General features: G+C 67.9%; 12 protein-coding genes and 1 riboswitch. Of the genes, 6 read left to right on the forward strand and 6 right to left on the reverse strand.

All coding sequences use genetic code 11. The annotated features are described in order from the left end of the window. The first annotated feature begins 38 nt into the window (after positions 1–38). Positions 39–1,487, forward strand: a complete 1,449-nt coding sequence (locus AC5P7S_RS08760; protein ID WP_005415142.1) for an aminotransferase-like domain-containing protein — start codon at positions 39–41, stop codon at positions 1,485–1,487. Positions 1,488–1,551: 64 nt separating this feature from the next. Here AC5P7S_RS08760 and bioD read toward each other — a convergent pair whose 3' ends face one another. Beyond that, on the reverse strand, positions 1,552–2,244 hold the full coding sequence (gene bioD / locus AC5P7S_RS08765) for a dethiobiotin synthase (RefSeq protein ID WP_095379311.1): 693 nt from the start codon (positions 2,242–2,244) through the stop codon (positions 1,552–1,554). A gap of 68 nt (positions 2,245–2,312) precedes the next feature. Between bioD and AC5P7S_RS08770 the strand changes: the two genes are divergently transcribed. Both AC5P7S_RS08770 and AC5P7S_RS08775 read left to right on the forward strand, forming a co-directional pair. Further along, entirely contained in the window at positions 2,313–2,795 is a 483-nt protein-coding gene (locus AC5P7S_RS08770; RefSeq protein ID WP_004140850.1) for a GAF domain-containing protein, read from the forward strand. Beyond that, positions 2,792–3,154, forward strand: coding sequence for a TfoX/Sxy family protein (locus tag AC5P7S_RS08775; protein WP_005415140.1), 363 nt, complete (start codon positions 2,792–2,794; stop codon positions 3,152–3,154). The genes AC5P7S_RS08770 and AC5P7S_RS08775 overlap by 4 nt, the downstream gene beginning before the upstream one ends. Before the next feature lie 91 nt (positions 3,155–3,245). Here AC5P7S_RS08775 and AC5P7S_RS08780 read toward each other — a convergent pair whose 3' ends face one another. Further along, positions 3,246–3,824, reverse strand: a complete 579-nt coding sequence (locus tag AC5P7S_RS08780) for a histidine phosphatase family protein (protein ID WP_065179285.1) — start codon at positions 3,822–3,824, stop codon at positions 3,246–3,248. A gap of 143 nt (positions 3,825–3,967) precedes the next feature. Then, positions 3,968–4,190, forward strand: a riboswitch (cobalamin riboswitch). 116 nt (positions 4,191–4,306) lie between these two features. On the opposite strand from AC5P7S_RS08780, the gene btuB reads away from it, so the two are divergent. Beyond that, positions 4,307–6,148, forward strand: coding sequence for a TonB-dependent vitamin B12 receptor (gene btuB, locus AC5P7S_RS08785; protein WP_095379314.1), 1,842 nt, complete (start codon positions 4,307–4,309; stop codon positions 6,146–6,148). A gap of 91 nt (positions 6,149–6,239) precedes the next feature. Here btuB and gph read toward each other — a convergent pair whose 3' ends face one another. The 3 genes from gph to AC5P7S_RS08800 form a co-directional block, all read right to left on the reverse strand. Continuing rightward, a complete protein-coding gene (gene gph, locus AC5P7S_RS08790) occupies positions 6,240–6,908 on the reverse strand; it encodes a phosphoglycolate phosphatase (protein WP_095379316.1) in 669 nt (222 codons plus the stop codon). Positions 6,909–6,972: 64 nt separating this feature from the next. After that, positions 6,973–7,764: a class I SAM-dependent methyltransferase gene (locus AC5P7S_RS08795; protein WP_005415136.1), complete on the reverse strand. Its 792-nt coding sequence runs from the start codon at positions 7,762–7,764 to the stop codon at positions 6,973–6,975. Then, complete coding sequence (locus AC5P7S_RS08800; RefSeq protein WP_005415135.1) at positions 7,761–8,690, reverse strand: LysR family transcriptional regulator; 930 nt, start codon at positions 8,688–8,690, stop codon at positions 7,761–7,763. The genes AC5P7S_RS08795 and AC5P7S_RS08800 overlap by 4 nt, the downstream gene beginning before the upstream one ends. A 108-nt stretch (positions 8,691–8,798) precedes the next feature. On the opposite strand from AC5P7S_RS08800, the gene AC5P7S_RS08805 reads away from it, so the two are divergent. Beyond that, complete coding sequence (locus AC5P7S_RS08805) at positions 8,799–9,437, forward strand: NAD(P)-dependent oxidoreductase (RefSeq protein ID WP_095379318.1); 639 nt, start codon at positions 8,799–8,801, stop codon at positions 9,435–9,437. Positions 9,438–9,529: 92 nt separating this feature from the next. Beyond that, positions 9,530–10,441, forward strand: a complete 912-nt coding sequence (locus AC5P7S_RS08810; RefSeq protein ID WP_095379320.1) for an MBL fold metallo-hydrolase — start codon at positions 9,530–9,532, stop codon at positions 10,439–10,441. Positions 10,442–10,760: 319 nt separating this feature from the next. Here AC5P7S_RS08810 and dinB read toward each other — a convergent pair whose 3' ends face one another. Further along, complete coding sequence (gene dinB, locus AC5P7S_RS08815; protein ID WP_005415131.1) at positions 10,761–11,855, reverse strand: DNA polymerase IV; 1,095 nt, start codon at positions 11,853–11,855, stop codon at positions 10,761–10,763. Positions 11,856–11,886 lie beyond the last annotated feature (31 nt).

Raw genomic sequence — 11,886 nt, forward strand, 5'->3', positions numbered from 1 at the left:
CATCATCATGGGTACAGAACCAGATGGCGGGATGTTCGATGGATACAGATGACCAGGCCACGATGATCCCTCCACGCTACCAGCGGCTCTCCGACGAACTGGCCGAGGCCATCCACGGCGGTCGCCTTCCGGTCGGCAGCCGCCTGCCCTCGCTGCGGCAGATGGCGTCGCAGCGCAGGCTCAGCCTCAACACGGTGATCGCCGCCTATCGCCAGCTGGAAGATGCCGGCCTGGTCATTCCGCGGCCCAAGGCCGGCTTCGAGGTGGCGCCGCGGCTGTCGGTGCCGGAACGATCATTGCGCGATGCGCCCTCGGCACCCACCGCACCGCTGCAGCAGGTGCTGATGGCGCGCGTGCTGGAAGCGCAGCGCCGGCCGGGTGTGGTCGACCTGGCCTTCGCCGGCCCGCGTGGTCGCCAGTTCTACCCCGGCGCGCAGTTGGCCAAGCACACCGCGCAGGTACTGCGCCATGGCCAACAGACGGTGGAGACCTACGCGCGCCCGAATGGTTCACCGCGGCTGCTGGCGCAGATCGTGCGCCGCAGTCCGCGCATGGGCCTGCACACCCACGCCGAGCGACTCCTGCTGACCCATGGTGCGATGGAAGCCCTGCAGCTGGCATTGCGCGCGGTCACCCAGCCCGGTGATGCGGTGGGCATCGAGGCGCCGTCCTACTTCAACCTGTATCCGTTGCTGGCCAACCTCGGCCTGCAGGCCATCGAGTTGCCCACCCACCCGCAGCACGGACTGGATGTAGATGCACTGGATGCGCTGCTGGAGCACACGCCGCTGGCCGCACTGGTGGTGATGCCGACCGTGCACAACCCACTCGGCTGCACCATGCCGACCGCCGCCAAACAACGCTTGGCCGAGCTGGTCAACGCACGGCAGCTGCCCCTGATCGAGGATGCGGTGTACGCCGAGCTGCAGTTCTGCGAGCCACCGGCACCCTTGCTGAAAGCCTTCGATCGCGATGGCTGGGTGATGGTGGTCGGTGGCTTCTCAAAGACACTGGCGCCGGATTACCGCATCGGCTGGCTGGATGGCGGCCGCTTCGCAGAGCGCATCGCGCTGCTGAAGTTCCAGTCCACCGGCGGCGAGCCGCAGCTGCTCGGCGATGCGGTGGCCGCGTATCTGGAAGCAGGCAGCTACGAGCACCATCTGCATCGCATGCGCCGCCTGTACCGCGAACAGGTGGGACGGCTGCGCCAGCTGGTAGCCGAGCATTTCCCGGCAGGCACCCGCGCCACCGAACCACAGGGCGGATTCCTGCTGTGGCTGGAACTGCCGGGCGTGGACACGCGCGAGCTGTTCGAGCGAGCGTTGCAGGAGGACATCGTGTTCATGCCCGGCCAGGTCTATTCGCGTGGTGCGCGCTATCGCCACTGCCTGCGGCTGTCGTGCTGCCAGAGCCTGGATGCGCGCTTCATCGGTGCGGTGGAACGGCTGGGTGCGATCGCGCGGGAGCTGGCAGCTGCAGCACGGTAGTGCCGGCCGCTGGCCGGCAACTGCACGGACGTGATTCATCGAGGTTGCCGGCCAGCGGCCGGCACTACCCCAGGTCGTCGAGCAGGTGCGCCGCCAGCACTTCACCACTGGCATTCGGCAGATGCGGCAGCCGTCCCCAGCACGGCATCGGCAGGCGCTGCTGCAGCGTGGCGATGTTCTCGTCCTGGCGCTGCATCGCCGGGTCGATGTGGTTGCCGATCCAGCCCAGGCAGTCCACGCCGCTGGCCTGCAGTGATTGCGCAGTCAACCGCGCGTGATTGACGCAGCCCAGCCGCATGCCCACCACCAGCAGCACCGGCAGCTGCAGCGCACGCACCAGGTCGAGCTGGTCCAGCGTGGCCGAGACCGGCGCCAGCCAACCGCCCACGCCCTCCACCACGACGATATCGGCCTTCGCGCGCAGGCGTTCGAACGCGGCCACGATCGGCGCCAGCTCCACCTGCACGCCGTCCTCGGCAGCGGCCAGCTCCGGTGCCAGTGGCTGCCGCAGCGCATAGGGATTCAGATCGGCATAGTCCGGCACCGGCCAGCTGGCCGCCTGCAGCGCCAGCGCGTCCTCGTTGCGCAGGCCCTGCCCCAGATCCTCGCTGCCGCTGGCCACCGGCTTCATGCCCACTGCGCGCAGGCCACGCTGGCGCAGTGCATGCAGCAGCGCGGTGCTGGCCGCGGTCTTGCCGATTTCGGTATCGGTGCCGGTAACGAACAGGGCGGGCGGCAGCGTAGCGGGCAACGGCATCGATGGGCTCCAACAGGGCAACAGTGTGTGCATTATCGCCGGCCCGGTGCACTTGCTAGACTGCAGGCATGTTCGCCAATGCCTCGCTCACCGGCAGCAAGCCGGAACAATACGCCCAGCTGCTGGAACAGGCCCGTGGCCTGGTCTACGCCGAGTCCGACCGCATCGCCAACGCGGCCAACCTCTCCGCACTGGTCTATCACGCCCTGCCCGACCTGAACTGGGTGGGCTTCTACCTGTATGACGGCAAGGAACTGGTGGTCGGCCCGTTCCAGGGCCTGCCGGCCTGCGTGCGCATCCCGCTGGACAAGGGTGTGTGCGGTGCCGCCGCCAGCCAGCGCGTAACCCAGCGCGTGGACGACGTCGATGCCTTCCCCGGCCACATCGCCTGCGATTCGGCCTCGCGTTCGGAGCTGGTGGTGCCGCTGCTGCGCGGCGATGAACTGATCGGCGTGTTCGATATCGACAGCCCGAAGGTCGGCCGCTTCGACGCCGACGATCAGGCCGGCCTGGAAGCCATCGCCCGCGTGTTCGTCGAGGCACTGGGATGAGCGCACCGAAGCTGCGCAACATCGGCCCGAAGAGTGCAGCGTGGCTGCGCCAGGTCGGGCTGCGCAGCCGCGAGGACCTGGTTGCGATCGGCGCAGTCGGCGCCTTCGTCAAGGTCAAGCGGGCCGGCTTCAAGCCCAGCCTGAACCTGCTGTACTCGCTGGAAGGCGCATTGCTGGACTGCCACTGGCAGGAGCTGAGCGAGCCGCAGCGTGAAGCGCTGGTGCAGGACTACGAGGCGCGCATCGCCGCGCATCCGCTGAAGGCGGCCGGCCCGGCGTCGGGCCCGGTGCATGAGCAGCGCTTCGATGCCGACGATGAGGCCGAGGACAACGTGGCCGAGCGCGCGGACGAGGATTGACTGCACCGGTAGTGCCGGCCGCTGGCCGGCAACTGCGTGATCCTTGCAACGTTCCTGAGGCTGCCGGCCAGCGGCCGGCACTACCGATGGACTACGGCTGCTGCAGTTCCAGCAGCTCGCCCACCAGCCCGACCTCGCCCCGCTCCAGCCACACCCGCAGGCGCGTGCCGTGGTCGATGCGCAGGGCCCAGCACAGCGACATCGGCAGGCCGCAGACCTGCGACAACACCATGCGCAGCGGGCCACCATGGCTGACCACCAGCGTCGGCACCGGATCATCATCATCGAGCAGGCGATCCAGCGCGCGCGCGATACGCCGCTCGAAATGCCCCCAGCTCTCGCCGTTCGGCGGCGGGAACGCATGCGGATCGGCGTGGAAGGCGGCCAGCGCATCTTCCGGCAGGTCGAACAGCGACTGCCCGTCCCAATCGCCGAAATCCAGTTCTTCCCATTCCTCGTCCGCTTCGACGTCCAGCCCGCGTGGGGTGGCCAGCGCCATCGCCGTGTGCAGGGCGCGCAACCGCGGTGAACTGATCACCCGCTCCCAGCGTTGCCCGGCATAGGCCTCGACCAGCTCCTGCGGCAGGCCGGCCAGCTGCGGTGGATCGCTGCGGCCATCAAGGAACTCATCGCGACCGTTGCCGGCATGGCGGACCAGGTCGAGGATCATGCGTGCGTCCCGGACGGGCGACGCAGGTACAACGGAGAACGGGCAGACATCGGTAACGGCACCACGGGATCGAGCAACCATTCTAAAGGCACAGCAAAGGCAGCCGCGCAGGCGCGACGCAACGGGACGGCCTGCGATGCCGTAGACTGCGCGCACTTCCAGGTGACCTGCGGCCGTGGCCGGCAGGTTGAAACGGGAAGCCGGTGACGCGTGATTCCACGCCAGGCCGGCGCTGCCCCCGCAACGGTAAGCACGTCAGTTCCAGGCAACACCGCCACTGTGCCGCAGGCATGGGAAGGCGCCTGGACGGTGGCCTCGCGCCACCCGGCGGCAAGCCCGGAGACCGGCCCGGAAGCCTCAGGTCGCGATGCGGTGGGCATGGCGCTGGATGACCGTGGCGTGCGCTGCGGCATCGGCGCGTGCCTGCCTTCGCGGCTCCTCCCCTTCGCCACGCGGGCGTGCGTGGCACCTGGAGTCCCCCCATGAAGCTGCAGTCCCGAATGCTGTCCCTGGCCGTACTGGCCGCCCTGCCCGCGCTGGCACAGGCCGCCGATGACACCACCGCGCTCGACCAGATCCTGGTCACCGCCACGCGCACCCCGATCGCCCTGCAGGACAGCATCGCGCCGGCTCAGGTGATCGACCGCGCGCAGATCGAATCCAGCCAGGCCACCTCGCTGCAGGAACTGCTGCGCGGCCGCGCCGGCATCAACCTGACCAATGCCGGCGGGCTCGGCAAGCAGAGCTCGCTGTTCCTGCGCGGCACCAACTCAGGCCACACCGTGGTGCTGGTCGACGGCGTGCGCATCAACAGTGCCGACCTCGGCCTGGCGATGTACCAGGACCTGCCGCTGGCGCAGATCGAGCGCGTGGAAATCGTGCGTGGCCCGCAGTCGAGCCTGTACGGCGCCGATGCCATTGGCGGCGTGATCCAGATCTTCACCCGCCGCAACCAGGGTGATTTCGCCCCGCACTTCCAGCTCGGTGGCGGCAGCAACGGCCTGCGCGAAGCCAGCGGCGGGATCGGCGGCGGGACCGAACGCGGCTGGTTCGGCGCCGACATCGCCTACCAGCATTCCGATGGCATCGATGCCTGCCGCGGCTCGGCAACGCTGTTCACCGGCTGCTTTGCCGACGAACATGACCGCGATGGCTACCGCAACCTGTCCAAGAGCCTGCGCGGTGGCTACACCTTCAACGACCAATGGAACGTGGAAGGCAGTGCATTGCGTGCCGACGGAAAGAACCATTACGACGGCTACTACAACTATTCGGAAACCCGCCAGCAGGTGCTGGCCGGCAAGGTGCGCTACACCCCGTCCGAACGCCTGGCGTTCACCGCCAATGTCGGGCGCAGTGACAACGAGTCGGACAACTTCGGTGACTTCGGTGCCCGTGGCAGCGCTCAGACCCACCGCGACAGTGCCTCGCTGCAGGGTGACTTCGCCTTGGCCGAAGGCCAGCTGCTGAGCACCGGCGTGGACTGGAGCGAAGACAACCTGGATGGCAGCAGTGCCGGATATCGGGTCGACAGCCGCCGCAACACCGGCGTGTTCGTGCAGTACCAGGGACGCTTCGGCCGCCACCAGCTGCAGGCCAGCGCGCGCAACGACGACAACCAGCAGTTCGGCAACCACGCCACGGGCAGCCTCGGCTGGGCGATGGAGCTCGGCCACGGCCTGCGTGTCAATGCCAGTTACGGCACCGCGTTCAAGGCGCCGACCTTCAGCGACCTGTATGACCCGTGGAGCGGTGTGCCGACGTTGAACCCGGAGAAGTCCAAGAGCGCCAACCTGGGCGTTTCGCAGCAGGGACAGGGCTGGCACTGGGGCCTGGACGTCTATGAAACCCGCATCGATGATCTGATCACCTACGATGCGGCGACCTTCAGGATGCAGCAGGTGGAGAAGGCGCGCATCCGCGGTGCCGAACTGACCGGTGGCGTGCTGCTGGCCGGCTTCGACATCAACGCCCAGCTGAGCTACACCGACCCACGCAACCGCACCGGCGGCAGCACCCAGTTCGACAACTGGCTGCCGCGTCGTGCACAGCAGACCGCGCGCCTGGACCTCGATCGGCGTTTCGGGGCCTTCCGCGCAGGCCTGACGGTTCAGGGAGCGGGCAAGCGCTATGACGATGCCGCCAACGCGGTGAAGGTGGGGGGTTACGGCACGCTGGATCTGCGCGCCGAGTACGCGCTGACGCCATCGTGGTCGCTGCTGGCGCGTGCCGCCAACGTGTTCGACCGACGATACGAGACCGTGGCGTGGTTCAACCAGCCCGGCCGTGAGTACCAGTTGAGCGTGCGTTACCAGCCGAAATGAAAGAAGGCGCCGGGCATTGCCCGGCGCTTTCTCTGTAGAGCCGAGTCCATGCTCGGCTCAGGCAGCAAAGCAGCCGAGCATGGGCTCGGCTCTACACCGGGACGCCGGCGGTCAACCCCGGCAGTTCACGCAGGTCATCGATCACCGCCACCGCATGCGCGGTGGCCAGGTCCAGACCGCGCGGGTAGCCGTAGCGGACCAGCGCGATCGGCATGCCCGCATCTTCGGCGGCGCGGTAGTCGGTCAGCGAGTCACCCACCATCAGGCAGGCATCGACCGGCAGCCCGAAGTGCGCAGCGATATGCCGCAGCGGCTCACCGCTGGGCTTGCGCTGTGGCAGTGAATCGCCGCCCAGTACCAGCGCGAACGCATCACCGATGCCCAGGTGCTGCAGCAGCGGCGGCACCAGTGCTTCGGGCTTGTTGGTGCAGATCGCCAGTGGCACGGCGCGCGCGCGCAGCTGCGCCAGTGCCTCGGCCACGCCATCGAACAGGCGCGGGCTGCGCAGCAGGCATTCACGGTAGTGCACCATGAACACCGGCATGACCTCGGCCAGATCGACCTCACGACCGGCGGCGTGCACGGCCTGTTCGACCAGGCGGCGCACCCCGTCGCCGATCCAGCCGAGCACGGTGGCTTCCGGCACGCGTGCCATGCCGATGGCTTCCAGCGTGCGGTTCAGCGCTTCGGCGATGTCAGATGCGCTGTCGACCAGCGTGCCATCGAGATCGAATACGACCAGCGGATAGGGATACGACAAGGGACGACGCCTGTACAACGTGGGGCCGTCCATTGTACGCCGCGCTTTTCCCCCGGGATCCGCCTCAGCCGATCCTGCGTGCGCGGGTGGCCAGAAAGGTGGGCAGGTAACGGTCGATCAGGAAGCGTGGCTTCGGCTGCCAGTCTTCCATGAACCGATCAATCACGAAGCCTGCATCCAGCTGCCCGCCGATCAGTTCGGTCAGGCTGTGGCCAAAGGTCAGCGCATCACCGCGCGCGAGTTTCGCCTCACGCTCTGCGGCGGGCAGGTCTTCCAGGTCCGAATAGGGAATGGCGTACTGCGGCCGGATCAAACCCTGTGCATCCAGCTGCGGATCACGTGCACCGACGAACAGCACCGGGTTGTAGAAGCTGGCCATCAACATGCCATCGCGCGCCAGCACGCGGCGGCATTCGGTCCACACCGGGCGCACGTCGGGTACGTACAAGTTGGAGATCGGATGGAACACCACGTCGAAGCTGTCATTGGCGAATACGTGCAGGTCGCGCATGTCGCCCTGCACCGTGCGCAGCTGCAGGCCGTCGCGCGCAGCGACCCTGCGGTCCTGTTCCAGCTGCCCATCGGACAGGTCGAACACGGTGACGTCGGCGCCCGCAGCGGCCAGCACGGGTGCCTGCTGGCCGCCGCCCGAAGCCAGGCACAGGATGCGACGGCCGCGCACGTCGCCCAGCCAGTCCAGTGGCAGCGCGCGTGGGGTCAGGTGCACCTGCCAGCGCCCTTCGCGCGCGGCGGCAATGGTTGAACTCTCCACCGGGCGCGACCATTCGCGCACTTCGCTGGCCTGGCGGTCCCAGGCAGCACGGTTGTGGTCGATCAAAGCCTGTCCATGGTTCATGTGTTCTCCTTGCCCGGCGGGCGCCAATCCAGATCCTGGAAGGCCGGGCTGGCGAAACACTCGGCCAGGTAATCCAGGAATCGCCGCATGATAGCGGGCTGCTGGCGCCGTGACGCGTACACGGCATGAATGCCGAGCTCGTCCAGACTGAATCCGGGCAGCAGTTCGATCAGCTCGCCGCTGCGCAGCAGTGGCGCCACCTGGTAGGTCGGCAGCATGGCGATCCCGGCACCGGCGCGTACCGCCTCCAGCAGCAGCGAGGCCTCGTTGGCGCTGATGTTGCCGCCCACCGCCACCGACAGCGAACGGCCATCGCGGTGCAGCTGCCACAGGCTCTTGCCGACGTAGTGGTGGGTCAGGCAGTTGTGCGCGGCCAGGTGCTCCGGCGCGGTCGGCGTGCCACGCGCCTGCAGGTACGACGGCGTCGCGCACAGCACCGAGCGGCAGGTGGCCAGCCGCCGCGCGATCAGGCTGGGGTCGATCTGGCGCGCAATGCGCACGGCCAGGTCCACGCGCTCCTCGACCAGGTTCACCGTGCGGTCGACCAGCAGCAGCTCGATGCGCGCCGCCGGATGGCGCGCGACGAAACCGGCCACCGCCCGTGCCAGGTGGCTCTGCCCGAACGACACGCTGGCGGTCACGCGCAGCGTACCGTGCGGCTCGGGATCATCACTGGCCAGCTCGCCCTGCAGTTCTTCGCCGATCGCCAGCATCTGCCGGAAGCGCGCCAACGCCGCCTCGCCCGGGCCGGTCAGGCTGACCCGGCGCGTGGTCCGGTGCAGCAGGCGTGCACCCAGCCAGCCCTCGACCTCGGCCAGGTAGCGGCTGACCATCGCCCGCGACATGTCCAGCACTTCCGCGGCGGCGGTGAGGCTGCCGCGCTCGGCCACCTCGACAAACACGGTCATGGCGGTCAATCGGTCCATATGCTCGATCCACGCAACAAACAAGCGCGTTATACGCTGTTTTTCGAGCGACTGCAGCAGCCTAGAGTGGCCCCATTCCCAGCCCACATCGCCCCACGGAGTCCTGCCATGAAGATCGCCCTCGTTGGTTCCACCGGCAACATCGGCCGCCAGATCGCCCGCCACGCGCTGGCCCACGGCCACGAACTCACCGTCATCGTGCGCAGCGCGCAGGACCTCCCGGCCGAACTGGCCGGCGCCCATCCGGTGATCGCCTCGCTGGATGACCAGGACGCGCTGGTCGCCGCCATCGCGGGCCACGACGTACTGGCCAGCGCCTACGGCCCGCGCCCGGGCGACGACATCGGCCGCGTGGGCGAGATCGCCGCGCAGCTGGCGGCCGCCGCGCGCAAAGCCGGCGTACCGCGCCTGGTGGTGGTGGGTGGCGCTGGCAGCCTGGAAGTCGCGCCGGGCGTGCAGCTGGTCGATACCCCCAACTTCCCGGAAGCCTACAAGCCGTACGCGCTGGCCCATCGTGAAGCCTTCAATCGCCTGCAGGCAGTGGACGACCTGGACTGGACCTTCTTCTCGCCGGCCGCCGAAATCGGCCCGGGCGATGAGCGTGGCCAGTATCGCGTGCAGCCCAAGGCCTTCCTGGCCGACGCCAGTGGCCACAGCCGCATCAGCTATGCCGACTACGGCGCCGCGTTCGTCGCCGAGCTGGAAGCGCACGCTTACCCGAAGCAGATCATCACCGCCGCGTACTGATCCAGCTACGCCCCTTGTAGAGCCAAGCCCGCGCTCGGCTCTACGCGAACATGCAGCCGGGCATTGGCCCGGCTCTACACAAGGAATTCCCCATGCGCGCCGCTGCCCTGCTGCTCCCCCTCGCCCTGGCCGCCACGTTCACCAGTGCGCCGCTGCTGGCCGCACCGGCCACCGCGGCGCCGGCCGCCGCGACGAAATCACAACTGCACCTGCAGACCTTCCATCCCGGCCCGCAGGCGATGTTCTCGGTATCCTCGGTACTGATCGAAGGCCGCCATGACGCGATCCTGATCAACGCGCAGTTCGGCGCCAGCGACGCACGCAAGCTGGTCGAACGGATCCGCGCCAGTGGCAAGCAGCTGACCACGATCTACATCAGCCACGGCGATCCGGACTACTACTTCGGCCTGGCCACCCTGCAGGATGCCTTCCCGCAGGCACGCATCGTCGCCACTGCGCAGACCGTCGCCCACATCCAGCAGACCCGGGCCGGCAAGCTGGCCTACTGGGGACCGAAGATGGGTGCCGACGTGCCCGCGCGCATCGTGGTGCCGCAGGTGCTGGACGGCGATGCCCTGCAGCTGGAAGGCCAGCGCCTGCCGTTGATCGGCCTGGATGGCCCGACCCCGGACCGCACGGTGCTGTGGGTACCATCGCTGCGCGCGATCGTCGGTGGCATTCCGGTGGTGGCCGGTGAGCACGTGTGGATGGCCGACACACAGACGCCGAAGTCGCACACTGACTGGCTGCAGACCCTGCAGCGATTGCAGGCACTGAAGCCGAAGGTGGTGGTGCCGGGGCATTACGCGCCGGGTGCGGCGCTGGATGCCAGTGCGTTGCGCTTCACCGCGGACTACATCCGCGCGTTCGACGCCGAGGCGGCAAAGGCGAAGGACAGTGCGGCGCTGGTGCAGGCGATGCAGGCGCGCTATCCGAAGCTGGACGGCGTGGCGTCGCTGGAGCTGAGTGCGAAGGTGGCCAAGGGCGAGATGCAGTGGCCATGAGGTGGGAGTTTTCTTTTGCAGGGCTGCGCCCTGCACCTGCCCAATGCAACGGCAACAGCCGAAGCAACAGCAACAGCAACAGCTGGCTATCCGTGGGATGGCGAGGTGGGTCCGGTTGCGGGGGGGCGCTGCAAGTACGTCCATGTAAGCTCGGTCGCCGCATCCATGCGGCTCACGCCCCCGCAACCGGACCCACCCCGCCTTCGACAGTTTCCCGCTATCTGTCGGAACCTGCTGCTGATGGTGGGTGCCGACCGTTGGTCGGCACGGGGTCAGAGCCCGTTGCTGCGCAACGGGCTCTGACCCCACTATTTGATGATTAGGTATCTGTGGGATTGTTCATGTCGTGCTCGAACAACTCCCCCTGCACCACCGGTTCCTTTTCGCGGAAGCCACCCAGCCCGACACCCACCAGCCGATAGCGCGTCTCCGCTGGCAGGTCGACGCGGGCGCGCAGGGCCAGTGCGATGTCGCGCAGTTCTTCCATCGACTCCGGCGGACGTTCCGGGGTGAAGCTGCGGGTGAGAATGCGGAACTGCGCGGTTTTCAACTTCAGCACCACGGTATGGCCGACACGTTCGGTCTTGCGTGTGGCATTCCAGGTCTTCTCCGCCAACTGCACGATCGCCTCGCCCAGGTCTTCCAGCAGCAGGTCTTCGGCGAAGGTGTCCTCCGAGGAAATCGACTGCACCTGCTGGTCCGGTTCCACCGGCCGCTCGTCGATGCCGCGTGCGCGGTTGTACAGGCTGCGGCCGAAACTGCCGAACGCTTCTTCCAGATCGATCAGTGCCCACTGCCGCAGGTCGCCGCAGGTGGCGATGCCGCGCGCGGCCAGCTTGCCTTCCATCACCTTGCCGACGCCAGGCACCCGGCTCACCGGCAACGGCAGCAGGAAGGCGTCCACCCGCTGCGGCGGAATCACGAACTGGCCATCGGGCTTGCGCCAGTCCGAGGCGATCTTGGCCAGGAACTTGTTCGGCGCGATCCCAGCTGAAGCAGTCAGGTTGGTCTCCTCACGGATCTGCATGCGGATGGTACGGGCGATGTCGGTCGCCAGTTCGATGCCGCTCTTCGGCTCGGTCACGTCCAGGTAGGCTTCATCCAGTGACAATGGTTCAACCAGGTCGGTGTGGCGCAGGAAGATCTCGCGCACCTGGCGTGACACCGCCTTGTAACGTGCGAAGTCGGGCGGCACGAAGATCGCATCCGGGCACAGGCGTTCGGCCCGCACTGCCGGCATGGCCGAACGCACACCGAACACGCGTGCCTCGTACGATGCCGCGCACACCACCGAGCGTGCGCCGCGCCATGCCACAACCACCGGCTTGCCGCGCAGTGACGGATCGTCGCGCTGCTCCACCGACGCGTAGAACGCGTCCATGTCAACGTGGATGATCTTGCGCAGTCGGGTCATGTCAGGTGGAAAAGGCGGGGCCGGGCCGGGT

The organism is Stenotrophomonas sp. YJH_SMC_32 (assembly GCF_059369975.1).

Bases quoted from the DNA above. Each gene is read 5' to 3' on its own strand.
- AC5P7S_RS08760 (WP_005415142.1), top strand. From the start codon at position 39: ATGGATACAGATGACCAGGCCACGATGATCCCTCCACGCTACCAGCGG.
- bioD (WP_095379311.1), bottom strand. From the start codon at position 2,244: ATGCCGTTGCCCGCTACGCTGCCGCCCGCCCTGTTCGTTACCGGCACC.
- AC5P7S_RS08770 (WP_004140850.1), top strand. From the start codon at position 2,313: ATGTTCGCCAATGCCTCGCTCACCGGCAGCAAGCCGGAACAATACGCC.
- AC5P7S_RS08775 (WP_005415140.1), top strand. From the start codon at position 2,792: ATGAGCGCACCGAAGCTGCGCAACATCGGCCCGAAGAGTGCAGCGTGG.
- AC5P7S_RS08780 (WP_065179285.1), bottom strand. From the start codon at position 3,824: ATGATCCTCGACCTGGTCCGCCATGCCGGCAACGGTCGCGATGAGTTC.
- btuB (WP_095379314.1), top strand. From the start codon at position 4,307: ATGAAGCTGCAGTCCCGAATGCTGTCCCTGGCCGTACTGGCCGCCCTG.
- AC5P7S_RS08795 (WP_005415136.1), bottom strand. From the start codon at position 7,764: ATGAACCATGGACAGGCTTTGATCGACCACAACCGTGCTGCCTGGGAC.
- AC5P7S_RS08800 (WP_005415135.1), bottom strand. From the start codon at position 8,690: ATGGACCGATTGACCGCCATGACCGTGTTTGTCGAGGTGGCCGAGCGC.
- AC5P7S_RS08805 (WP_095379318.1), top strand. From the start codon at position 8,799: ATGAAGATCGCCCTCGTTGGTTCCACCGGCAACATCGGCCGCCAGATC.
- AC5P7S_RS08810 (WP_095379320.1), top strand. From the start codon at position 9,530: ATGCGCGCCGCTGCCCTGCTGCTCCCCCTCGCCCTGGCCGCCACGTTC.
- dinB (WP_005415131.1), bottom strand. From the start codon at position 11,855: ATGACCCGACTGCGCAAGATCATCCACGTTGACATGGACGCGTTCTAC.